This is a genomic window from Halorubrum trueperi (genome assembly GCF_042662525.1).
GTDB lineage: Archaea > Halobacteriota > Halobacteria > Halobacteriales > Haloferacaceae > Halorubrum > Halorubrum trueperi.
In genome coordinates, this window is the sequence record NZ_JBHSXI010000001.1 from 265660 (window position 1) to 288720 (window position 23061).

At 66.5% G+C, this 23061-nt stretch carries 18 protein-coding genes and 2 pseudogenes; 11 read left to right on the forward strand and 9 right to left on the reverse strand.

All coding sequences use genetic code 11. From position 1 onward, the window contains the following. Positions 1-87: 87 nt before the first annotated feature. Positions 88-2352, reverse strand: a complete 2265-nt coding sequence (gene purL / locus ACFQEY_RS01295; RefSeq protein WP_379764018.1) for a phosphoribosylformylglycinamidine synthase subunit PurL — start codon at positions 2350-2352, stop codon at positions 88-90. Between the two features lie 288 nt (positions 2353-2640). Here purL and ACFQEY_RS01300 point away from each other — a divergent pair. The 7 genes and pseudogenes from ACFQEY_RS01300 to ACFQEY_RS01330 form a co-directional block, all read left to right on the forward strand. Next, a pseudogene (locus ACFQEY_RS01300) lies at positions 2641-2859 on the forward strand (transposase); the annotation flags it as partial. A gap of 535 nt (positions 2860-3394) precedes the next feature. Further along, entirely contained in the window at positions 3395-4084 is a 690-nt protein-coding gene (locus ACFQEY_RS01305; RefSeq protein ID WP_379764020.1) for a hypothetical protein, read from the forward strand. 51 nt (positions 4085-4135) lie between these two features. After that, positions 4136-4690, forward strand: a complete 555-nt coding sequence (locus ACFQEY_RS01310; RefSeq protein ID WP_379764022.1) for a homing endonuclease associated repeat-containing protein — start codon at positions 4136-4138, stop codon at positions 4688-4690. A 434-nt stretch (positions 4691-5124) separates the two neighbouring features. Then, entirely contained in the window at positions 5125-6228 is a 1104-nt protein-coding gene (locus tag ACFQEY_RS01315) for an MBL fold metallo-hydrolase (protein WP_379764024.1), read from the forward strand. Between the two features lie 194 nt (positions 6229-6422). Then, positions 6423-7388: a bifunctional 2-dehydro-3-deoxygluconokinase/2-dehydro-3-deoxygalactonokinase gene (kdgK1, locus tag ACFQEY_RS01320; RefSeq protein ID WP_379764026.1), complete on the forward strand. Its 966-nt coding sequence runs from the start codon at positions 6423-6425 to the stop codon at positions 7386-7388. 107 nt (positions 7389-7495) lie between these two features. Continuing rightward, on the forward strand, positions 7496-9331 hold the full coding sequence (locus ACFQEY_RS01325; protein WP_379764028.1) for a helix-hairpin-helix domain-containing protein: 1836 nt from the start codon (positions 7496-7498) through the stop codon (positions 9329-9331). 160 nt (positions 9332-9491) lie between these two features. Continuing rightward, positions 9492-10136, forward strand: a complete 645-nt coding sequence (locus ACFQEY_RS01330; protein ID WP_379764030.1) for a DUF7095 family protein — start codon at positions 9492-9494, stop codon at positions 10134-10136. A gap of 651 nt (positions 10137-10787) precedes the next feature. Here the strand turns inward: ACFQEY_RS01330 and ACFQEY_RS01335 are convergent. The 4 genes from ACFQEY_RS01335 to ACFQEY_RS01350 form a co-directional block, all read right to left on the reverse strand. Then, positions 10788-11594, reverse strand: coding sequence for a class I SAM-dependent methyltransferase (locus ACFQEY_RS01335; protein WP_379764032.1), 807 nt, complete (start codon positions 11592-11594; stop codon positions 10788-10790). Positions 11595-11634: 40 nt separating this feature from the next. Then, positions 11635-12087, reverse strand: a complete 453-nt coding sequence (locus ACFQEY_RS01340) for a hypothetical protein (RefSeq protein ID WP_379764034.1) — start codon at positions 12085-12087, stop codon at positions 11635-11637. Between the two features lie 88 nt (positions 12088-12175). Beyond that, positions 12176-13012 (reverse strand): deoxyribonuclease IV, encoded by an 837-nt coding sequence (locus tag ACFQEY_RS01345; RefSeq protein ID WP_379764036.1) that lies wholly within the window; start codon positions 13010-13012, stop codon positions 12176-12178. 156 nt (positions 13013-13168) lie between these two features. Further along, a complete protein-coding gene (locus tag ACFQEY_RS01350; RefSeq protein ID WP_379764038.1) occupies positions 13169-14029 on the reverse strand; it encodes a lipoate--protein ligase family protein in 861 nt (286 codons plus the stop codon). Positions 14030-14130: 101 nt separating this feature from the next. Between ACFQEY_RS01350 and ACFQEY_RS01355 the strand changes: the two are divergent. Next, a pseudogene (locus tag ACFQEY_RS01355) lies at positions 14131-14355 on the forward strand (transposase); the annotation flags it as partial. Between the two features lie 107 nt (positions 14356-14462). Here ACFQEY_RS01355 and ACFQEY_RS01360 read toward each other — a convergent pair. Beyond that, positions 14463-15457 (reverse strand): IS630 family transposase gene (locus ACFQEY_RS01360; protein ID WP_379764040.1). Its coding sequence is split into 2 segments (ribosomal slippage): positions 14463-14965 and positions 14965-15457, totalling 996 coding nucleotides; the frame shifts between segments, so codons are not numbered across the junction. Positions 15458-15699: 242 nt separating this feature from the next. After that, positions 15700-17838: a formate dehydrogenase subunit alpha gene (fdhF, locus tag ACFQEY_RS01365; RefSeq protein ID WP_379764042.1), complete on the reverse strand. Its 2139-nt coding sequence runs from the start codon at positions 17836-17838 to the stop codon at positions 15700-15702. Between the two features lie 210 nt (positions 17839-18048). Between fdhF and ACFQEY_RS01370 the strand changes: the two genes are divergently transcribed. Next, positions 18049-19218, forward strand: coding sequence for a glutathione-independent formaldehyde dehydrogenase (locus ACFQEY_RS01370; RefSeq protein ID WP_379764044.1), 1170 nt, complete (start codon positions 18049-18051; stop codon positions 19216-19218). 56 nt (positions 19219-19274) lie between these two features. On the opposite strand, the gene ACFQEY_RS01375 is transcribed toward ACFQEY_RS01370, so the two are convergent. Then, positions 19275-19442: a hypothetical protein gene (locus ACFQEY_RS01375; protein ID WP_379764046.1), complete on the reverse strand. Its 168-nt coding sequence runs from the start codon at positions 19440-19442 to the stop codon at positions 19275-19277. A 113-nt stretch (positions 19443-19555) separates the two neighbouring features. Here ACFQEY_RS01375 and ACFQEY_RS01380 point away from each other — a divergent pair, with 113 nt between their 5' ends. Further along, positions 19556-19708 (forward strand): hypothetical protein, encoded by a 153-nt coding sequence (locus ACFQEY_RS01380; protein WP_379764048.1) that lies wholly within the window; start codon positions 19556-19558, stop codon positions 19706-19708. A gap of 1 nt (position 19709) precedes the next feature. Here ACFQEY_RS01380 and ACFQEY_RS01385 read toward each other — a convergent pair whose 3' ends face one another. Continuing rightward, the gene (locus ACFQEY_RS01385; RefSeq protein ID WP_379764050.1) at positions 19710-20837 is read right to left on the reverse strand and encodes a CobW family GTP-binding protein; all 1128 of its coding nucleotides are present in this window, start codon (positions 20835-20837) and stop codon (positions 19710-19712) included. A 157-nt stretch (positions 20838-20994) separates the two neighbouring features. On the opposite strand from ACFQEY_RS01385, the gene ACFQEY_RS01390 reads away from it, so the two are divergent. Next, positions 20995-22926 (forward strand): aldehyde ferredoxin oxidoreductase family protein, encoded by a 1932-nt coding sequence (locus ACFQEY_RS01390; protein ID WP_379764052.1) that lies wholly within the window; start codon positions 20995-20997, stop codon positions 22924-22926. The last annotated feature ends 135 nt before the right edge of the window (positions 22927-23061 follow it).

Below are 23061 nucleotides of genomic sequence, written 5' to 3' on the forward strand. Positions count from 1 at the left end.
TGGCGGGACGTCTCGCATCGGGCGCGGGGCGTCTCGCATCGGACGCGGGGCATCTCGCATCGGACGCGGGGCGTCCCGTGCAGCGATTCAGGCCAGTTCGCGCTCGATGACGCCGCGGCGGTCGCGGACCGCGTCGGCGTCGAGGGCGATCGACTCCTCGCCGACGGACAGCGAGAGCGTCCCGTCGGTCGTCACGTCGCCGAGCCGGAAGACCGGAACGTCGCCCGCGAGCGCCGCGACCGCCTCGGGGTCCGTGGTCTGGACGACGAGCCGACCGGGCGTCTCCTCGAAGGCCGCGATGCGGTCGGGAAGGGTCGCGTCCGCGCCGGCCGCGTCGGTCACCAACTCGGCGAGCGCGACCGCGAGTCCGCCGTCGCTCACGTCGTGGGCCGCGAGCGTCGACTCGTGTCGTGCGACCGCCGCGAGCGACGCGACGAGGTCGGCGAGGTCACCGGTGTCCGAGCCCGGGAGGGCCGGGAACCGGTCCGTGCCGCCCGCTTGCGCGAGGTACTCGGAGCCGCCGAGCGCGCCGCCGCCAGCGCCGACGAGCAGCAGTTCGGAGTCGGCGGCGCGGTCGGCGTCGAGGGCCGCGGGCGGGGCGTCGTACCCACGCGTGGTCCCGATGAGCGCGAGCGTCGGCGTCGGCGGGATCGGCCCCTCCACGCTGTCGTTGTACAGCGAGACGTTGCCGCCGACGACCGGCGCGCCGAGGGCGGCGCAGGCGTCCGCGAGCCCGTCGACAATCCCCTTGAACCCGCCGTACACGTCCGGTTTTTCCGGGTTGCCGCCGTTGAGACAGTCGACCGCCGCGAGCGGGAGCGCGCCCTTCGCGGCGAGGTTCGTCGCGTTTTCGAGCGCGACCGCGCGGGCACCCTCGTAGGGGGCCACCTCGGTCCACTTCGGGTTCGCGCCCGAGGAGAGCGCGAGGCCGACGCCCTCGGCGTCGTCCCCGTCGACGGCCCCCTCGCTGACGCCGGTGTCCGCCGCGGTCTCCCGGATCGCCATGATCGCGGCGTCGTCGCCGGGCGTCATCGCGGTCCGGACGCCGACTTCGTGGTCGTACTGGCGGTACACCCATCGCTTGCTCGCGGTCGACGGCGCGGCGATCACGGCCTCGACCGCCTCGGCGAGGGAGGGCTCCGGGTCGGGGAGGTCCCGATCCGGCTGTGTCGGTGCCTCGCTCGCGAGGTCGTTCATCGGGGCACCGTCGGCGAGGAACTCGGCGTCGACGTCAACGACGGTCTCGCGTTCTCCGTCCCCGCCGTCACTCCTGCCCGCGAACTCGCAGACGTAGTTGCCGTCGGTCACTTCGCCGATGACCGAGCAGCCGAGGTCGAACCGCTCGGCGAGTTCCTCGACGCGCTCGACGTCCTCGGGGTCGACCTCGTAGCACATCCGCTCCTGGCTCTCGGCGAGCAGAATCTCCATCGCGTTCATGTTCGGCTCGCGCTGGTGGACGCGGTCGAGGTCGATCCGCGCGCCGAGCCCGCCCTTGGCGACGAGTTCGGAGGAAGCGCCGCCGAGCCCGGCCGCGCCGAGGTCGCGGGCGGAGAGGACGAGGCGCTCGTCGACGAGCGCCTCGTTGCACTCGATGAGGCGCTTTTCGGCGTAGGGATCGCCGACCTGCACCGCGGGGCGGTCCTCCGTCTCGGCGTCCTCGGCGAGGTCCTCCGAGGCGAACGACGCGCCGCCGAGGCCGTCGCGGCCGGTACCGTTACCGACCAGGACCAGCGTGTTGCCGGGCTCCTGGGCCGTGGCTGTGACGAGTCGCTCCTCGTTCGTGAGACCGACGCAGGCGACGTTGACGAGGGGGTTTCCCTCGTAGCCGTCGTGGAAGGCGACGCTGCCGCCCACCGTGGGGACGCCAATGCAGTTGCCGTAGTGGGAGATTCCCTCGACGACGCCCTCGAAGAGGTACCGCGAGCGCTCGCGGTCGAAGCCGCCGAAGTACAGCGAGTCGAGTAGGGCGATGGGGTATGCGCCCATCGACATGGTGTCGCGGACGATGCCGCCGACGCCGGTCGCCGCGCCGTCGAACGGGTCGACGAAGGAGGGGTGGTTGTGGCTCTCGACGCCGAAGGTGACGTAGGTGTCGCCGTAGTCGTCGGCGTCGCGGTCGGGCGCGGGCGTGTCGGCGGCTTCGGGGGCCGGGAGCGCGAGGACGGCGGCGTCGTCGCCGGGCCCGACGACGACCTGATCGCCCTCGCTGTCGAACGCCGACAGCAGGGGCCGCGAGGAGCGGTACGCGCAGTGCTCGCTCCAGAGGTTCTCGAACAGCGCGACCTCGGCCGTCGTCGGCTCCCGGCCGAGCTCCGCGACGACGAGCTCGTGGTCCGGCTCGGACAGACTCATTCACTTACGTGGTTATCGAGCCCGTTCTAATGCTTTTCTATGTGCACGTTCGTGGGGGGGACTGTGCTCACTCGACGTCAACCAGAGTCGTCGAGGATTGTATGTACATGTGGTGGCGTCGCCGGCGGCGAGCCGCCGGCTGCCAGCGGTGCTCTGCGCCTCGCTGCGCCTCCGAGCGCTCGCTTCGTAACTAACAACGCTCTTGGGTAGAGGATTGTTGGTCAGTTCTCAGCAGTAACTGGAAGTCACAGCGGGCAAGTGTGATGCGACTGCGTCACCCAACGAACGATGTTCCCAGTCAAGACGTTCGTCTCGGAGCGTCGAGCCGCAAACCTGCTGGCACAGGTTCGCTGGCGTGATGGCGTCTATTGCCCACGCTGCCGTGGCGAATCCGTGATTCGGTACGGCAGCTATCGCGTGTTTCAGCGGTATCTCTGTAAGGATTGCGACCGCACGTTCAATGATCAGACTGGCACTGTGTTTGAACACTCGGCTACGCGATTGCGCCTGCACAGCGACTCAAGTTCGACGCGTGATCCAGCTGGCGGCTGATCGATAGGTGATCGGGGGGTGACACTCATCGCATCTCACCCCGTCGGCTCGTGTTGAATCTGAGTCGACTCGGGTGTGCGACATCGGTATCGTGGCTTGGTTGCCGCTTCAGATCGGGTCCGGTGCTCATGCGGGTTTTGCGGTGGTGGCCATCTCTCTCGGGGGCGATACGGTTGGGCCAGACAGGACCCACCGCGGACGGTGATCGAGACGAACCGGCTACGGCCATGGGCTGGCGGTCCACTGGCGCTGTATCGCTGTGGATACGAGACTCTTTATCGTGATATCCATAGGGGCGTGGTTTTAGCCTTGACACTTCCATACTTCATCTGGGGTGGTGTCGTTTGACACACATTCGGAGCATCGATAGTTGGATTTTTCTCAGTTGGATGGCGCTCCTTGAAAGAGATTCAAGGTCCCCTTGAAATGTTTCAAGTCACTCAGTACTAAGTGGTGTGCGAAAAGACGGGAGTATATGAAGCGACGAAGCATGATCGTCGGTCTTGGGGCACTGGCTACAGGGAGTGGTGCGGTGTTCAGCTCAGCTACTCTCAGTAATACTGCTACCTCCGATAGTACGATGGAGGTGTATACGGCGGGCAACCTCTCGGTGAGTCGAGGTTCTTCAGATTGGAATTCTGACTACGCTGACACTATCGACAATCCCAGTGATCTTCCAGCTGCGTACGTCAGTGGTAACACAACGAATAGTGATTTGAGTGTGAAGGTGGCGACACAGAATACTAGCAGTTCCAAGACTTTAGGGTATCTTCTCAAAGTGTCGAATACTTCGGGTAGCACGGTGAATGTCGGTGTCGGATTTGATTCATTTGGGGATGAGGTCGGTACCGAATCCGAGACGATCTCCCAGAGTGATGTTGTAGACGCGTATGAGTTCAGAACGAATGATGATGATTCATCTTATAATTTATCTGAAACTACTGGAGTGACCGATAATGATGACATTTCAGGGACGAGTGCAAGCCCAGACAGTCCATCGAATCATGCAGCCATCCCAACGGGAGAAGATCTCGCTATTGATCTTACTATGGATCCGTCGGACTCTCTGGTGAGTGATATTAATAAGGTGGCAAACGAATCGGGTCCGAGATTCGAGGTCGGAGATGGCGTGCTCCTAGTTGATGCGATTACGTTCGGAACAGAAACGACGAACTCCTAATCCGGCACCCACCGAATTTTGGGATTAGCCAACTCCGTTAACACGTCGCTGATGGGACAACATCGTCTTCGCAAGGATGAACTGATACAGGCACTTCGTCGATTAGAGCAGGAACTCGGGAACGTTCCATCAACAGCCGACATGAATGAGTCGGGTGAGTACAGTGCTCCGCCCTACTACCGGGCGTTTGGATCGTGGAATGATGCCCTCAGGGAGGCAGGGTTCGAGCCCAAAAAAACACGAAAACCTCGGTCTAAAGAGGAGTTGATCGCTGAATTACATCGGGTTGCTGAGGAGTGTGGTGACACGCCAACCAAAGAGGATATGGCAGAGTATGGCGACCCGGCCCCTGATACGTATAGCGGAAAATTTGGTTCATGGAATGCTGCTTTGGAGGCTGCTGGATTCACCCCACGTACAGAAACGAAACGCATCTCTACTGAAGATCTATGTACTGCATTGCGAGAGTTAGCGGATGAGCAGGGAGTTCCCCCGAAAACCTCGGAAATGAATCAACGAGGACCATACAGTGCAGGGACCTACTATAATCGGTTTGGATCATGGGAGAAAGCGCTTGATGCTGCAGGTATTGGATCGACATCATAGTTGGTGTACTGAGCGCTTTGTGAATCCTCTGTGTTGACCGGAACCGGGTCGAAATATATCTCTTGCTGAAGATTTCAACAAACCAACCGCTTATAACTAAGCGGCAGCGAGGCGCGGAGCGCCTCTGGCAGCGAGGGACACAGTCCCTCGGGCAAGCGAGCTTCGCCCGGTGACAGCCGGACGTAGTCCGGCGGCTGGGGCGTTGGCGGTGTTCACCGCCGATCTGGGGTCAACTGCTTATAACCGATCGGCTGGGACGTTCGGATCACCGACGCGAGCGGGGGCGGGGCTCGATTCGAATTTACCGATGTGGAATTTCTCGATTGAACCGCGTTCACGGATCGGCGTTCCTTGCGTGGCGTTCACGGATCGGCGTTCCCTGATTGGCGCTCCGCGGTGGCAACCCTCAAAAGGACTCCCGACGACGACTCCGTGTGAAACGGATCCAGCTCGGCAACACCGTGTTCGAGGGCGAGAACGACGTCTACCTGCTCGACGGCGAGACGATCGCGCTGGTCGACACCGGCGTCGCGCTCCCGGACGCGCGCGAAGACCTGGAGACGGGACTCGCCGAGTACGGCGTCGCCTTCGCCGACGTCGACGCGATCGCCCTCACCCACTGGCACCCGGACCACGCCGGGCTGGCCGGCGAGATACAGGCCGCGAGCGACGCCGACGTGTACGTCCACGAGGCCGACGCCCCGCTCGTTGACGGCACCGAGACGCCGCTTTTCGCCGACCACGACCTCCAGCGGGAGACGTTCGACCGGTGGGGGATGCCCGCGGACGACCGCGATCGACTGACGGACTTCTTCGCGTCGGTGAGCGCCGACCTCAGCGGCCGCCCAGCCGACGTGACCCCGATCGCCGACGGCGACGCGATCGACGCCGGCGGGGTCGGCCTCGAAGCCGTCCACCTGCCGGGGCACACCGCGGGCCTGACCGGGTTCGCGTTCGATCCGCGCGAGGTCCCCGGCCACGAACCGGTCGGGGGGGCGGGCTCGGGCGCGGACCGGGACCCGAACCGAGAGCCGACCGCCACGGGAGGGTCGACCGCCCCGGAGGAACTGTTCGCCGGCGACGCGCTCCTCCCGCGCTACACGCCGAACGTCGGCGGGGCCGACGTCCGCGTCGACCGGCCGCTGGCGGCGTACGCGCGGAGCCTCGCGCGGATCGTCGATCGCGACTTCGACGCCGCGCACCCGGGGCACCGCGAGCGGATCGACGACCCGAGCCGACGGGCCGCGGAGGTACTCGACCACCACCGACACCGGACGAGGCGGGTGCTCTCGGTCCTCGCCGACGACGGTCCGGCCACCGCGTGGGAGGTGTCCGCCGCGCTGTTCGGCGATCTCGTCGATATCCACGTGCTCCACGGGCCGGGGGAGGCGTTCGCGCATCTCGATCACCTCGCGGACGCGGGCGTCGTCGAGCCCGACGGCACCGCCTACCACCTCGTTGACCCCGATCCGGACGTCGATGCGCTGTTCCCGACGACCCGACTCGACGGCGTTGTCGACGGGTCGGCGGACGCCTAGCTCGCTCGATAGATCGCGGACCCTTTTGTACTCGCCCGCGGACGCTTCGGTATGCACACCGCAGCGACTTCGGCGGCAACGGGGCCCTTCGAGCCGGCCACGCCGGCCACGCCGGCAACGGGGCCCTTCGAGCCGGCCGCACCGACCGCGTCGGCCACGCCGGCCACGCCGACCGCGTCGACCGCGCCGACGAGGTGGTCGGCGTGACGGATCTGGTGACGTTCGGCGAGACGATGCTCCGGCTCTCGCCCCCGCGCGGCGAGCGGCTGGAGACCACGGAGGGACTCGACGTGCAGGCCGGCGGCGCGGAGAGCAACGTCGCGGTCGGCGCGGCGCGGCTGGGCGCGGACGCCGTCTGGCTCTCGAAGCTCCCGGACTCGCCGCTCGGTCGGCGCGTCGTCGGCGAGCTCCGGAGCCACGGCGTCCGTACCGGAGTTTCGTGGGCGGATCCCGCGGAGAGCCGCGTCGGGACCTACTACCTCGAACGCGGCGGTGAACCGCGCGGGACCAACGTGATCTATGATCGCGCCGACGCCGCGATCACCACCGTCGAGCCGTCGGACCTCCCGACCGCCGCGCTCGAGTCGGCGTCGCGCTTTCACACGACCGGGATCACGCCGGCGCTCTCCGAGCGGGCGGCCGAGACGACGGTCGCGCTGTTGCGCGCGGCTGGCGACGCCGGCGCAACCCGGTCGTTCGACCTGAACTACCGGGCGAAGCTCTGGGACGCGGAGACGGCGCGGGCGGCCTACGAGGGACTGTTCGCGCACGTCGACGCGCTGTTCGTCCCGCGGCGGGACGCCCGGGAGGTGCTGGGCCGCGAGGGGGACGCGGTCGAGATCGCCCACGGGCTCGCCTCCGAGTTCGACTTCGAAACGGTGGTCGTCACCCGCGGGACCGAGGGCGCGGTCGCGCTCCGCGACGGCGCGGTGTACGAACAGGGCGTCTTCGACGCCGACACGTTCGACGCGATCGGCACCGGCGACGCGTTCGTGGCGGGTTTCCTCGCGAAGCGGATCGACGGCGGCGACGTCGCCGACGCGCTGGAGTGGGCCGCCGCGACCGCCGCGCTGAAGCGGACCATCGCCGGCGACGTCGCCGTCGTCACTCCCGACGACGTCGCCGGCGTCGTGGCCGGCGCGAGCGGTATCGACCGGTAGGGGCGGGGTCGCCGACGTAGATGGAGGTGCTGACGCGGTCGAGGATTCACCGGCAGCGACTCCCGAGCACTCACCAATAAGTATCGTCCTCTCGAACGCGACACGTAATGAGCCGGAACGACGAGGTCGCCGCCCGCTTAGAGGAGTTCGCCGACCTGCTCGAAGCGACGGGCGTCGAGTACAAACCGACCGCCTACCGTCGCGCCGCCGAGAACGTCCGCGAGCACGCCGCCCCGATAGAGAACCTCGCGGGCGAGGGCGAGGACGCCGTCGCCGAGATCGACCGCGTCGGCGACGCCATCGCGTCGAAGATCGTCGAGTACGTCGACACCGGTTCGATCGAGGAACTGGAGGAGCTTCGCTCGGAGCTCCCCGTCGACATGGCCGGGCTCACCGCGGTCGAGGGCGTCGGTCCGAAGACGGTCGGCTCCCTCTACGAGGCGCTCGGGATCACCACGCTCGACGAGCTGGAGGCGGCGGCCGAGGCGGGCGAGATCCGAGACGTCTCGGGATTCGGCGCAAAGACCGAGGAGAACATCCTCGACAACATCCCCTTCGCCCGCGAGGCGAAAAAGCGAACCCGCCTCGGCGATGCGCGCCCCGTTGCGGACGCCGCCCTCGCGCACCTCGCCGAGCTCGACGTCGTCGAGTCCGCCGAAGTGTGCGGTTCGATCCGGCGCTGGAAGGACACGATCGGGGACATCGACCTGCTCGTCGCCGGCGACGCGCGAGCGGCCATCGTCGAGGCGTTCACGGACTGGTCCGAGGCCGACGCGACCATCGAGGCGGGCACCGGCAAGGCGAGCGTCCGCGCGAGCGGTACGCGGGTCGACCTCCGGATCGTCGACGCCGCCGAGTTCGGCGCGGCCCTCCAGTACTTCACCGGCTCGCGCGCCCACAACGTCGCGGTACGCAACCGCGCGATCGACCGCGGCCTGAAGCTGAACGAGTACGGCCTGTTCGACGTCTCCGGTGTGGACGACGGGGATGCCGACGACGGGGACGCCGACGACGGGGACGCCGACCAACGCGCCGGCGAGCACGTCGCGGGCGCGACCGAAGACGGCGTCTACGAGGCGCTCGATATGGACCCGATCCCGCCCGAACTCCGCGAGGACACCGGCGAGGTCGCGGCCGCGGCGGAACGGAACCTCCCGGACCTCGTCGGGACCGACGCGCTCCGCGGGGACCTCCACACCCACACCGACTGGTCCGACGGCGGATTCGCGATCGCGGAGATGATCGAGGCGGCGATCGACCGCGGCTACGACGTCCACGCGGTCACGGACCACGCCGCCGGCCCCGGTATCTTCGGAAATACCGGCCTCGACGAGGCCGAAATCGCCGAGCAGGCCGAGGCGGTCACGGCGGCGATCGACCAGGTTCCGGGAGCCGTCGCTGCCGACGAGGTCGGTGCGGACGACGCCGAATCGGACGCCGAGATCGCGGTGTTCCACGGGATCGAGGCCAACATCGACGCGGCGGGCGCGATCACCACCGACGACGAGACGCTCGCCGACCTCGACATTGTCGTGGCCTCGCCGCACTCCGCGCTCGGACAGGACGACGAGGCCGCCACGGAGCGACTGATCCACGCCGTCGAACACCCCCACGTCGACGTCCTCGGACACCCGACGGGCCGGATAATCAACAGCCGTCCCGGGCTCTCGCCGGATATCGAAGCCGTGGTCGAAGCCGCCGCGGACGCGGGCACCGCGATCGAGGTGAACGCGAACCCCGCCCGCCTCGACGCCGACGGCGGCGCGGTGCGGGCCGCGATCGACGCGGGCGCGACGATCGCCGTCAACACCGACGCGCACGCGCCCCGCGAGCTCGAGTACGCCCGGTACGGCGTCCACACCGCCCGGCGCGGCTGGGCGGAGACCGCCGACGTACTCAACGCGCGGTCGCCCGCGGAGATCCGCGCGTTCCTGGACGCCTAGCGTCGCGGCGGGTCGCCGTCGCTGAGAGTTGCTGTCGTGGAGGTCGGCGTTACCGCGGGCCGTCGTTGCCGCGAACCGTCGTTGTCGCGAACCGTCGTTGTCGCGGACCGCCGTCGACCGAGCGTAACCGGTTTGCCCGCGACCCGCCTACGGGCTTCCAATGGACCGAGAGCAGGCCGTCGACCGGTTGGAGGCCCTCGTCGACCGCGTCGCGAACGAGACGATGCCGGTGCCCGTCCGGGAGGTGTGGGCGTTCGGCGACGTTGCGCTCGGGTTGGACCCCGTCGAGCGGCTCGACGTTTACCTCACGAAGGACGTGATCATGGGCGGCGACGCCGACGCGGCCGCCGCGTTCGAGGCCGAGTACGGGGTCAAGGGCGTCGGCACCTCCGTGCGCGCCGCGTGGGCCGAGGCGCACCCGGACCGCGTGCGCGCGAGCGACAACGGGTACGCCGCGCCCGAGCAGTGTCTCGCCGCGGAGCTCGTCGCTGACCACGAGCCGATCCACCTGGAAGTGTGTAACGCGAGCTTTGAGGACAACGTTCGACAGCGCCTGACGGGGGCGCTCGCTCGCGACGCCTACGAGGAGGTGCTCGATCCGCGCGGCGTCTGCCTGTGGGTCGACGGCACCCGCGACGAGGAGGCGTTCGACCGGCTCCGAGACGCCTCCTTCGCCATGCCGACGCTCGTCGACGCGCTCGGAATGCTCGGTGCCGACGAGGATGCGGCGCGCGAGGCGGCGGCAACCATCACGCGCGAGCGCGCCGAACAGGAGGGCGCGTCAGTGCGAGGAGACATGGTCTGATCGAAGACGGGAGTAGCGATTGCAAACCGCCGCTGGCAACGAGGTATTTAAACGGACGAGCGTGACGGCGACGACTGCTTATAAATAAACGAGGCGGTGCGGTGGCGCGCCTCCGAGCGCCCACAGGGCGCGAGTAGGGAGGGACCGAAGGTCCCTCTGACAGCCGGCGGCGAAGCCGCCGGCGAAAGCCCACGAGGGACGCGGCGAACGGAGTGAGCCGCGAGGCTGGGGAGGCGTGAGGTGCGGGGCGGTTACGGTCGGGAGGACTCAAAGGGGGAGCCGCGAGGACGAAGCACGGCGCAGCAAGGACCGCAGACCGCGAACGAAGTGAGCGGTCGAGGACCACAGCAAGCCGCGCGAGTAGCGAGGGCGACCGGAGGGAGCCCTCGTAGCGAGCGGTGAAACCGCGAGCTCGTCGCGGCTGGGGCTTTGGGGATGTTCACCGCCGATTCGGTACTAATCGCGTATAGCCGAGTGGCTGGGGCTTTGGAAGTGTTCACCGGGCCAGCAACAATCACCGATAAGCAATCACCGCCAGAGACACGGCGAGTCACCACACCAGCCACGATATATAAACAGCCGACGGCAACACCGCTCTCTCACTTATAAACGACCACTCCTCCGAATTGACATCCCCACTCCCGCTATCGCTCATTTCACTCGTCCGACGGTCACGTCAAAGGGGACCCGTTCAACGCGTTCGTAGTCGCCCGCCCCGATCGCGTCGACGATGGTTCGGCCCATCTTGCGCCAGCGTCGACGGAGGTCGTCGTACTCGCTCGTCGAGGTCGCGGCCACCAGTTCCTCGCGGTGGTCGGCGAGTCCCGCCCCCGACGCCTTCCGCGCCGCCGCCGCCAACGCCGACTCCGCGTACGGGGGCTCGGTGCGCTTCTCGTGGACGTACCGCCGGGTCCGGAGGTCGCCGAGCCCGGCCGCCGCGAACGACTCCCGAACTCGGTCACCGAGCGCCACGTCGGTTCCGACGCCTTTTAAATACGCCTCGCGCGCCTCCCGCTCCAGTCCCTCCTCGGTGTCGACGGTGGAACTCACGCTGACGTCGGCGTTGTCCGGCTCAATCGCGGCGACCAGTTCGGACGAGACCCGCGCGAACTCCCGGACCGCAGCCGCGGGATCGGGAAGGTTGATCAGGAGGGCCTGACAGACCACGAGGTCGACTGCGTCGTCCGGAAGCGGGAGCCGAGTCGCGTCGCCGGCGACGTAGGGGAGGTCGGTCTCCTCGCGGGCGACGGCGAGGAGGTCGGGATCGGCATCGACGCCGACGACGGTCGCCTCCGGCGGCGTCTCGGCGTCGAGCACGCGCGTCAACTCGCCGGTGCCGCAGCCGACGTCGAGGACGGTCCGGCGGTTCGAGAGATCCAGGTCCGCGAGGGCCGCCCGGCCGTCCGCCCACATCCCCCGGCGCGTGTGTTCGAGGTACTCCGCGGAGAAGCGTCGCACGCCCACGCGTTCGACGCGGGCGGAAATAAACGTCCGGAACTCACTCGCCGCCGTTCTCGATTCCGGCCAGATCCGCGAGCAGCACGGCGGTGACGCCGGCGCAGTAGCCGACGAACGCACCGCTCACGCCGACGAGCGCGAACGACATTGTCACCCCGCCGAGCGACGCGTCGCCGCCCCCGACGCCGGGGACGCCGAACACGGTTCCGACGAGGACGAGCGCGACGAACACGACCGCGGGGACGACGCCGACAGCGAGACACGCCGGCCCGCCGCAGCGCGCGTACGCCCCGACGGCCGCGAGCGGAGCCGGCGCGTAAAACACCAACAGCGGGACGATCCGGTCAGTCACCGCCGCCGCGGTCGGCAGGTTCGCCTGCTCGGCCACGACCGCGACCGCGAGCGACAGGGCCACGACGAGGGCGAACCCGAGAACCATCGTGACGGCCAACCCGCGGCGGCGTCCGATGAGCAGCGCCTTCGTGGTGGTCATGTCCGCGGATCGTCGCTCCGCATACATAAAGGCGCGTCGGACGCTTTAAAGTGGGTTCCGAGGGGGTCGCCGGTTTCCCGCCACTCGCTCACTCCGCCCGTAGCTCGCGAACGCGGTCGATGTTCCACGCGAAGCTCTTCCCGTCCTCGGTCGGCGTCTCCAGCGCCAGCGGCACGTCGGCGAGGTCCGGATGGTTGAGGACCCGTCGCATTCCCTCCTCGCCGATGAGCCCCTCGCCGATGTGGGCGTGTTCGTCCTTGTGCGTGCCGCAGTCGTGTTTCGAGTCGTTCAGGTGAATGTACTTGAGGTGCTCGAGCCCGACGACGTCGTCGAATTCGGCGATCGTCTCGTCGACCGCTTCGGACGTCGAGAGGTCGTAGCCCGCCGCGAACGCGTGGGCGGTGTCGACGCACACGTCGATGTCCGTCTCCGTGCGATCGATGACCCCCGCGAGGTGCTCGAACTCGCCGCCGAGCTTCGTCCCCGCGCCCGCGTCGCTCTCGATCAGGATCGTCACGCCGTCGGGAACGTCGAGGTCGTCGATCACGGAGGCCGCGTTGTCGAGACCGCCCTCGACGCCCGCGCCGGTGTGCGCCCCGAGGTGGACGTTGACGTACGGAATCGAGAGCTTCGCCGCCGCGTCGACCTCCTTCTGCATCGAGTCCAGCGACTTCTCGCGGAGCCCTTCTTTCGGCGTACAGAGGTTCACGAGATAGGAGGTGTGAATAACCCACGGCCCCTCGAGGTCGCGTTCGGTTCCGTCGCGGAATCGCTCGGCCTCGTCGTCGTCGATGTTCGGGTCCTGCCACACCTGCGGCGAGTGGGTGAAGATCTGGCCGCAGTTCCCGCCGACCTCGACCTGATTCCCGACCGCGTTGTCCACGCCGCCCGCGATCGAGACGTGCGCACCGACCTTGAGACTCATACGCTCACCACGGGAGCGACCGAAAAAGCCCCTTCGGAACCGGCCGGTCGTTCCTCCCGGTCGCCGCCGGACGATCAGCCCAACGCCGGCCTGTGGTTCCTCCGCCGGCCGGTCGTTCCTCCGCCGGCCGGTCGTTCCTCCGCCAGACGGTCGGCCCTACCTATCATCGCCGGGGCGCGTCCGTATCCACTCGTCGTCACGGTACTTCGTCTCGGCGAGCTCTTCGGCCCGCGCCAGCTCCGCGTCCGTCCACGAGGCGTCGCGGTCGAGGGCGACGCCGTCGCGGCTACCACCCTTCCCGACCACCCACGCGTCGAGCGCTTCCTCCACCGCCGTCACCGCGTCCCTCCGATCGCCGTCCGCCAGCTCGTCCATTCCGACGACTCGGTCGCGGAACTCGGCGGGCGTCACTGGCGCATCGGTGAACGTCCCGAGGTGGCGCTCCGCCTCGACCGAGAACGTCAGCGATCCGTGCTGGATCACGGCGTCGCGCTTGCGGTACTGCGCGTTGCCCGCGACTTTGCGCCGACGATCGTTGCCCGGATCACCGGCGACCACGTCGTGTGCCGGATGGAGCTTCCGGAGGTAACAGGCCGGGTGGTACAGCTCCGGTACCGATTCCTCGACGTAGCCCGCGTCCACCCCGAGCCGGTCGAACGCGTCGAGGACGGGCTCACACAGCAGGTGGTAGCAGTCGAGCAACTCGCCGGGAACGTCGCTCGCGTGTACCGCGATCGAGTAGGCCACGTCGCCGCGCGCGTCGTGATAGATCCCGCCGCCGCCCGTCTGGCGGCGCGTCACGTCGATCCCCTCGCGCTCGCAGAACGCCCAGTCGACCGTCTTTGGGTCCTGCCGGTAACCGAGCGTGAGACAGCTCGGGTCCCACCGATACGTCCGGACGGTGGCCGGTCCGCCTTCGGCCGCCGTCTCGGCTGCGACCTCGTCGAGCGCCATCTGCATCGGGCCCGGACGGGCCTCCTCCCGGATCAGCCGCCAGTCGCCGGCCGGCGCGGTCATACTCGCGTTCGTCGCGCCGTCCCGAAAGCGATTTCGCTCGCCCGACGACCCGCTCAGGGTCGCCCGTCCGTGCCCAGCGTCAACCCACAATCTCGGAGGATGGGATTGATGTTGGGATTCTCAAGGACGCCCACGACACGGACGGGCGAACAGTCGGATCGCTTGAGCTTGAGGACGAGCGCGAACGCCTCAAGCGTGAACAGCGATCGCTCTCGCGGAAACAAACTGGGTCGAATAACTGGGAGAAACAGCGCCTGAAAGTCGCTGAGTGCCACCAGAAACTCAGGCGAAAGCGGCACGACCTCCTGCACAAACTCTCGAATCACGGTTTGTAGCGCGAGATCGGACCTCACAAGATCATTGAAATTGGTGAACAGTCCCGACTTGCTAAACTATCCTTTTTAGGTACAAAACAATATAGTAGACGTTAGAATTAATTACTCACTTTTGGGATAGAGAGTTGATCAAGAGCGGTGTCGATCGCTGTTGTAAGTTCGTCGAGTGAGTCGAAGAATCGGTTGCTGAGGGCTGCTTGGAGCTGTCTCCAGCATTCCTCGACTGGGTCCAACTCCGTCGAATATGACGAGAGCGTCACAAAGGCGCAGTCGTCACGGGGCGCGAGGTCCGTGACGGCCGATGCCTGAAAATACGGTGCGTCATCGAGAACGACAATCAGATCATCTTCAAATTCTTTACATAGTTCTAAAATGACATTTTTTGCGTGGGCGGCGGTGATATACTCTGTGAGCCGAGAGAAAAAGCGATCACCGTCGTCAGTGATTGCGCCTAACAAGCACGTCCAGTCCCGTTGACCGGATAATTCGACGGAAGACCGCGTGCCGTGCGGAAACCACGCGGCACGCGGTTCGACTTGGACAGATTTCATGGTTTGGTCAATGAAGACTACTGTGGCGTCCATCTCCGCTCGCTTTTTTTGATCTCGACGTGGAACTCTTCTCGGTCGGATTCATCGGTTTCGGCGGCTGTGCGACGAGGTCTTTGGTAACTCAATCCAGCTTCTTTCAACAACCGCCGACAACTCGGATAGGAGTACTCGACGCCGTAGGTGTCTTCGAGAACTTCTTGGGCAAGCACCGGCGTCCACGACGGTGCGTCGATTCCGACCTCTTCAGGTGATTTATGGACGGTTTGTTCGAACTCTTCTTGCTCTGATTCTGACAGCTTTCGTTTTCTCCCAGATCGATGAGCATCAGACGCAGCTTGCACAAGCGGTTCGTCCGTGTCGAATCGCATCAGCCAACTGTAGATCGTTCTTCGACCGGTGTCGTGCCATTCGGCAAGTTCGGTTTGCGTCACGCCGTTCTTGTACGCGATCGCAGCTAACAACCGTTGCGTCGGCTTGTTTTCCTCGACATTGTCGAGGGCATCTTGGAGTTCTTCGACGGAGATCTCGTCGAGATGATCCATTGCATGAGCAATCATCTCTGAGCGGAAAGTTCTAACGGGTACTATATATTTGCAAGCCGAGACGATCCACCCAATATTGACATCCTCTCCGCCCTGAAGGGCGAGGTTTCAGCCTTGTAATTCCCATAAAGGCTGGCCGGAAGCCACATCTTCAAGGAGCAAATAGCGTCAGCCGTGAGCGAGTGGGGTAGTGTCGTTCACAAGAAATCGTGTGACACGAAGGATCGGCGGGGCGTCGACGCTCAGTCGTCGGCAGACGCCGTATCGTCGCCTGCGGACTCAAGTCCAATCTCGATCTCGGCCGCCGCAGCCTTGTACTCGGGGATCTTTGCCCGGTCGTCCAGCACGTCGTTCGTGAGTCGGTTCGCGGAGGCGGCCGCGAAGTGCGGCGTCGTCCAGACGACGCCCTCTTTGATGTCTTCGGTCACCTGCGCTTTCACCTCTATCTCGCCGCGCCGCGACCGGAGCGTAACCATATCCCCGTCCTCGATGCCGTACTCCGCGGCGTCGTTCGGGTGGACGTCGACGAAGTTCTCCGGGTGCTGGCGGGCGAGCGTCGGCGAGCGTCGGCTCATCGTCCCAGTGTTGTAGTGCTCTTCCAACCGGGCCGTCGTCAAGATGAGCGGATACTCTTCGTCGGGGACCTCCGCGGGCGGCTGGTGACGGACGCCCTCTATCTGCCCGAGACCGCTCTCTGTGTCGAAGGAATCCTCGTAGAGGAACTGGTCGCCTTCGTCTCCCTCCTCGTAACAGGGCCAGTGGAGCCCCTCCTCGCTGAGCCCGTCGTAGGTCATCCCGTGGTAGATCGGGCACACCTCTCGGAGCTCCTCGAAGACGGCCTCCACGTCGTCGAAGCGGAACTCGTCCTCGGTGAAGAGGCGGCTACCGACCTCCATCAGGATGTCGAGGTCGTGCTTGGTGTTCTCGTGGACCTTCTCGACCCCGCGCATCCGCTGGACGCGGCGGTCGGTGTTGGTGACGGTGCCGCCGCGCTCGGCCCACGTTGTCGCCGGAAGGACGACGTCGGCGAACTCGGCGGTCTCCGTCATGAAGATGTCCTGGGCGACCATGAACTCCAGCGACTTCAGCCGCTCCTCGACCTCGTTGCCGTCGGGCTCGCTCATCACGGGGTTCTCGCCCATCACGTACAGCCCCTGCACCGAGTGGCCCGCCTCGTGGGAGATCTCGACGTTTGTGAGCCCGGGTTCCGCGGGCACCTCGAAACCCCAGACATCCTCGACCGACTCGCGGACCTCGTCGTCGTCGACGAGCTGGTAGCCGGGGAGCACGTTCGGCATCGCGCCCACGTCGCTGGTTCCCTGGACGTTGTTCTGCCCCCGCAGCGGGTTGACGCCGGTGCCGGGCCGGCCGAGGTTCCCCGTTATCAGTGCGAGGTTGATCTCGTTTTGCACGTTGTCGACGCCGCAGGTGTGCTGGCTCATCCCCATCCCGGTGAAGATGGCGGCGTTGTTCGCCATCGCGTACTTCTCCGCGGCGAGCTCGATGTCTTCGAGGGGGACGCCGGCTTCCTCGGCGGCCGCCTCCTTGTCGAAGTCTTCGAGGGTCTCTTTCAGGTGTTCGAACCCCTCCGTGCGCTCGTCGATGAACGCCTCGTCGATCCAGCCCGCGTCCGGCTCCTCCTCGTGGCGTTCGAGGATCGTCTTCAGGACGACGTTCAGGAGGGGGATGTCGGCACCGGGGTTGAGCTGGAGGTGCATGTGCCGCTCGGTCTCCTCGATCTCGAACGAGCGGGTGGTCTTGTTGGCGTGGGGGTCGACCTGAATGACGGTCGCACCCTCCAGGACGGCCTGCCGGAAGTACTGGCTGTTGGCGATCGGGTGCTGCTCACCGGGGTTCGCCCCCTGGATCCAGAAGACGTCGGCGGCCTCCTCTAAGTCCGCCATGCTGTTCGTCATCGCTCCCGCGCCGAGGCTGGTCCGGAGCGCCCACACCGTTGAGGCATGGCACATCCGCGTGCAGTTGTCGACGTTGTTGGTACCGTACCGGCGCGCGAGCTTCTGGAGGAGGTAGTTCTCCTCGTTCATCGTCTTCGAGGAGCCGAAGAATCCCATCGCGTCAGGGCCGTAGTCGTCTCGGATTCGCTCCATCTCCGAGACGATCCGGTCGTATGCCTCCTCCCACGTCGCCTCGCGGAACTCACCGTTCTCCTTGATGAGCGGCTCCGTGAGTCGGTCCTCGTGGTCGACGACCTGCGTCGCTGCGCCCCCCTTGATGCAGACGCGCCCCTCGTTGACCGGCGCGTCGCCCCACGGGGCGAAGTTCACGTCGCCGGGATCGTCTCCCTGTCGCACCTTGATCCCGCAGCCCACGCCGCAGTACGGACAGATCGTCTTCACCGCGTCGTCTGGCTCACTGGACATCCGTCTCACCGCCCCAATGTGCGTTCATATCACACGATCTATCGTCGGCCTGCATGAGTGTACCGGTGGTTATCGCGAGCGAGGGGACGGAGAGAGATCGTCGCCCGACGCACGGCATCTGTTAATAGCGATCCGAAATGACTTATTAATAGTAAAATATACGGAAAAAATATTTATCATGATTTATCAACATGATACAACTGTATCACTATGAGAGCAGTTGTCTATCAAGGCCCGTACGACGTGGCCGTCGAAGAGGTAGAAGAGCCAGAGATCGAGCACCCGAACGACGTCGTTGTTGACATCACGACGTCCTGTATCTGTGGGTCGGATCTCCACATGTACGAGGGGCGGACCGCCGCCGAGGAGGGAATCGTCTTCGGTCACGAGAACATGGGGGTCGTGAGCGAAGTCGGCGAGGCCGTCTCGACGCTGGCGGAGGGCGACCGCGTCGTCATGCCGTTCAACGTATCCTGCGGCTTCTGTCAGAACTGCGAGGAGGGGTACACCGGCTTCTGTACCAACGTCAATCCGGGCTTCGCGGGAGGCGCGTACGGCTACGTCGCCATGGGCCCGTATCCGGGCGGACAGGCCGAGAAGCTGCGAGTGCCGTACGCCGACCACAACGCTCTGAAACTGCCCGAGGGGCGTGAACACGAGGACGCGTTCTCGCTGCTCGCGGACATCTTTCCGACCGGGTGGCACGGCACCGAGCTGGCCAACCTGCAGCCCGGCGAGTCGGTCGCCATCTTCGGGGCCGGTCCGGTTGGACTGATGGCCGCCTACAGCGCGAAAATCAAGGGCGCGGCGGAGATCTACGTCGTCGACCAGGTGCCCAGCCGACTGGAGCTGGCCGAGGAACACTGCGACGCCCAAGCGATCGACTTCTCCGAGGGCGACCCGGTTGACCAGATCATCGAGGAGCACGGTGGGATGGTCGACAAGGGCGTCGACGCGGTCGGGTATCAGGCGACCGACCCGGACGACGTCGACACCGACACCGAGGACTACTCCTATCAGCCGGCCAAGGAGAACCCGGCGGTCGTCATCAACAACCTCATCCGCGTGGTCCGGCCGACCGGCGAGCTCGGCATTCCGGGCCTCTACGTCCCCGAGGACCCGGGAGCGCCCGACGACATGGCCGCGCAGGGGCGGCTCGGCATCGACTTCGGGAAGTTCTTCGAGAAGGGGCTCAAATGCGGCACCGGCCAGTGCAACGTGAAGGAGTACAACCGGTACCTCCGCGACATGATCATCGAGGGACGCGCTGACCCGAGCTGGGTCGTCTCGCACCGCGTCAACCTCGACGAGGCGCCGGAGATGTACGAGGCGTTCGACGCCCGCGAGGAGGGCGTCACGAAGGTCCTGCTGGAGCCCTGAATCGACGAGGCATCGCCTCGCCGCCGTTCCGATTATTTTTCAGACCGCAACGATCGTCAGGCCCGGAGCCACGCCTTCGGGTGTTCTGTCCGGAGATGCGACTGATACCGGCCGATCAGCTCGGGATACCCGTCGGCGACGCAGTGCCACTCGCAGTGATCGCAACTGCGTTCGACCGCTTCGTCGCCGCCCTGAACGTGTCCGCCGCGCCTGTATGTGACCATGGATGTCTCGTCGCGGCCGAGCCGCGTCGATAGGTATCGTACGTCCTGGAGAGGATTCACTCTGTCGACGCACCGCCGAAACCGGTATGTTGCTCCCTCGCGTGGGCACCCGCATGTGCAAGTACTGTAACTGGGCGTTTCACGACGGGTGGGGGGAGCTGTTGAAATACGACGACGTCTACCAGTCGGCGGTCGGCTCCGAAACTGAGTCCACCCACGGGTTCCACGAGGACTGGGACGACCTGCAGGCGGAACTCGGAATTTGACTCAGAGCGGGAAAGCGTCGGCTGCCGCTTCCTCGTCGGCGTTGTTCGTCGCCAGGTCGTCGATCTCTCCACGGATTCGCGCCTCGTCCATCTGGCTTCCGATGAACACAAGCCGCGTGCGGCGATCGTCGTCGGGCCCCCACTCGCCGATGGGTCCCGCTTGCACCGATGGACCGGCTTGGCTCACGCCAATGACCTCGTCGGTGCCCGCGACGTTTGCGACGCCCTTCGCCCGCACTATGTCGCCGTCCCAGTCGGCGAGCCAGTCCGCGAACGACTCCGGGTCGAGGGCGTCGGCAGAGCGGCAGACGAACGAGTCGACACCGTGGGTCGCGGCGGCGCCCTCGGCGTGGTCGTGGCCGTGGCCGTGGTGATCGCCCTCCGACCCGCCCCCTTCCCCGCTCTCGCTCTCGGCGATCGCGCGCTTCCACCCCGGTGACCGCTTAGCCGTCTCGAAGTCAAACCGACCGGTGTCGAGGACATCGCCAGGATCGACCTCGGAGTAGCTGGTCCGAATCCGCTTTGCCCGCGGCCCGAGCCGGTCCGCGACCGACTCGATCTCGTCGAGCACGTCGTCGGGAACCATGTCCGTCTTGTTCAACACGAGCACGTCGCAGAACTCGATCCCCTCGACGAGCACGTCCGCGAGGGGTCGGTCGGCGGCCGGCTCCCCGTCGTCGGGAAGCGACTCGCCCGCGTCGAACTCCTTCCAGAACCCGTAGGTGTCGAGGACGGTTACCATCGTGTCGAGCCGGAAGCGCTCGGTCGGGTCGATATCGGAGTCTTCGGCCCCCTCCGTGAACGCGCGCGCGACCGGTATCGGCTCGGAGATGCCCGACGACTCGACGAGGAGATAGTCGAACTCGCGGGATTCCGCGAGCGCCGCGGCCTCGCTCAGTAGGTCGTCCTGTAGCCGACAGCAGATGCAGCCGTTTGAGAGGTCGACAATTCCCTCGTCGTCGTTCTCACGGGCGACGAGCTCCGCGTCGACATTCACCTCGCCCATGTCGTTCAGGATGACGGCGATCCGCCGGTCGCCCGGGTTCGCGAGCAGGTGGTTTACCATCGTCGTCTTCCCGGCGCCGAGATAGCCGCTGAGAACGGTGACCGGGATCCGGTAGTCTGTCACGCATGCTATCAGCACCCATGAATGTATGAAACGATCGATCGACACGGTTGTGACGAACGTTCATGCCCCCCACGCTCTTATTCTGACGGTCGGCGAAACCAGCGATCGGCCCCCGTGGCGAACAGATTGATACGTCTCGGTCGCGCAGGGCGTCTAAATGAGCCGAAGCCGCACCCACGTCCTCCGTGTCGACCTCTCGGCGGGCGAGACCACCCGCGAGCGCGTCCCACGCGACTGGCGACGCGATTACATCGGGGGAAAGGGGCTCGGAGCGCGCTACCTCTACGAGGAGCTGTCGCCGGGGAGGAACCCGACGGGGCCGGGGAACCTCCTCGCGTTCTTCGTCGGACCGCTCGCAGGGTTTCTCCCGGGGGAGACGCGGTACGCCGCGGTGACAAAGTCACCCCTCACTTGTGCCTTCCTCGATTCCTACGCCGGCGGCGCGTTCGCCGACCGACTCGCCGGATCGCTCGACGACTGCCTGGGACTGCTCGTGACCGGCACCGCTGACCGGCCGGTTCGCGTCGAGATCGAGGGAGGCCGTGCCCGGATAGAGGCGAGCGACGCGTGGGGCGACGACGCCGCCGAGACCGCGAACCGGTTCCCTGACGGCGGCGTCGCCTGCGTCGGCCCGGCCGGCGAGCGCGAGGCGGTGTACGCGACGATCGCGAGCGACGGCGGCGATCACCACGCGGGCCGGGGCGGCGCCGGAGCCGTGATGGGCGCGAAGCGGCTGAAGGCGATCGTCGCCCGCGATCCCCCGCCGGCCGTTCCGGACGACCTCGCTGCGCTTCGGGACCGCGACGCGGCGGCCTACGGACGGGACGCGACGGGCGAGTGGCAGGCGGCCGGCGAGACCATCGAAACAGTCGACTACGCGAACGAGGTCGGCGTCCTCGCCGTGGAGGGATGGACGGGGACCGGGTTCGCCGGCACCGACGACATCGGCGTCGAGGCCGCGCTGGAACGCACGACGGGCCGCGAAGCGGTCGGCGATCGCGGAGCACGGGGCGACGCGGACGGCACGGACGCGGCCGTCCCCGGCGGCTTCCGGATCGACACGCCCGACGGCGAGGTGGTCCCGCGCGGTGCGGCGCCGATCACGCTCGGTGCCGGTCTCGGTATCGACGACTTCGATCGGGTCGTCGAACTCTGCGGTATCTGCGACCGACTCGGCCTCGATGTTATCGGAGCTGGCAACGCGGTCGCGTGGGCGATCCGCGCCGGCGAGGCGGGCGTGATCGACTGTCCGATCGAGTTCGGCGACCCGGACGGAGCCGCCCTGTTGCTGGAGGCGATCGCGGCCCGCGAGCCCCCGGCCGGCCTCGACGTGGACCCCGGACTCCCGGACACGCTCGCCGACGGGATCGACGCCGCCGTGGCCCGGTTCGGAGGCGAGGCGCTCGTGCCCACGGTGAAGTCTATGGCTCTCCCGGGCTTCGATCCGCGGGCGGCGGTCGGCGTCGCGCTTGCCTACGCGACGAGCGACCGCGGAGCGTGCCACCGTCGCGCGCGGCCGCAGGACACCGAACCCGCCGCTCGACCCGACCGAACCCCGGCCGATCAGGTCCGTGACGTGGTCGGTGAACAGAACGCGCGGTCGGTGTTGTGGAGCCTCGTCGTCGACGACTTCGTCGGCGAGACCGTCGGGACCGACCTCGGCGCGGAGTGGCTCTCGGCGATCGATCACCCGGCCGTCGCCGACGCCGGTCGTGACGGTACGGACCACGGCGACGCGGCCCGTAGATCCGACCCCGCCACGCCGACCGACCCGGTCGCGACACTCGCGACGACCGGCGAACGGATCTGGACGCTCACTCGACTGTTCAACGCCCGCGAGGGGTTCGATCGCACGGACGACCGCCTCCCCGACCCGCTTCGCTCGGCGGCGGACGACGGCACCCCGGGCGTCGACAGCGCCGTGTTCGACCGTCTGCTCAACAGGTACTACGCGCTGCGCGGCTGGGGCGACCACGGGCTTCCCACGCTGGAGACGGTCGAGCGGCTCGGGCTCGCCGCAGTCGTCGACAGCGGGACACCACTGGACGACGGCCCGATCGACCCCGCTGCGACGACCTCGGAACAGTGACTCACGTCGAAGTCGAACTCCACCGTCGAGAACCCGTCACCCGCTCTACTCAGAGCGTTTTCGCCCGCGGATCACCCACTCAGTAATGACACCACAGACTCCCACTACCCGCACCGACGGTCCGTCCAGCCCCGA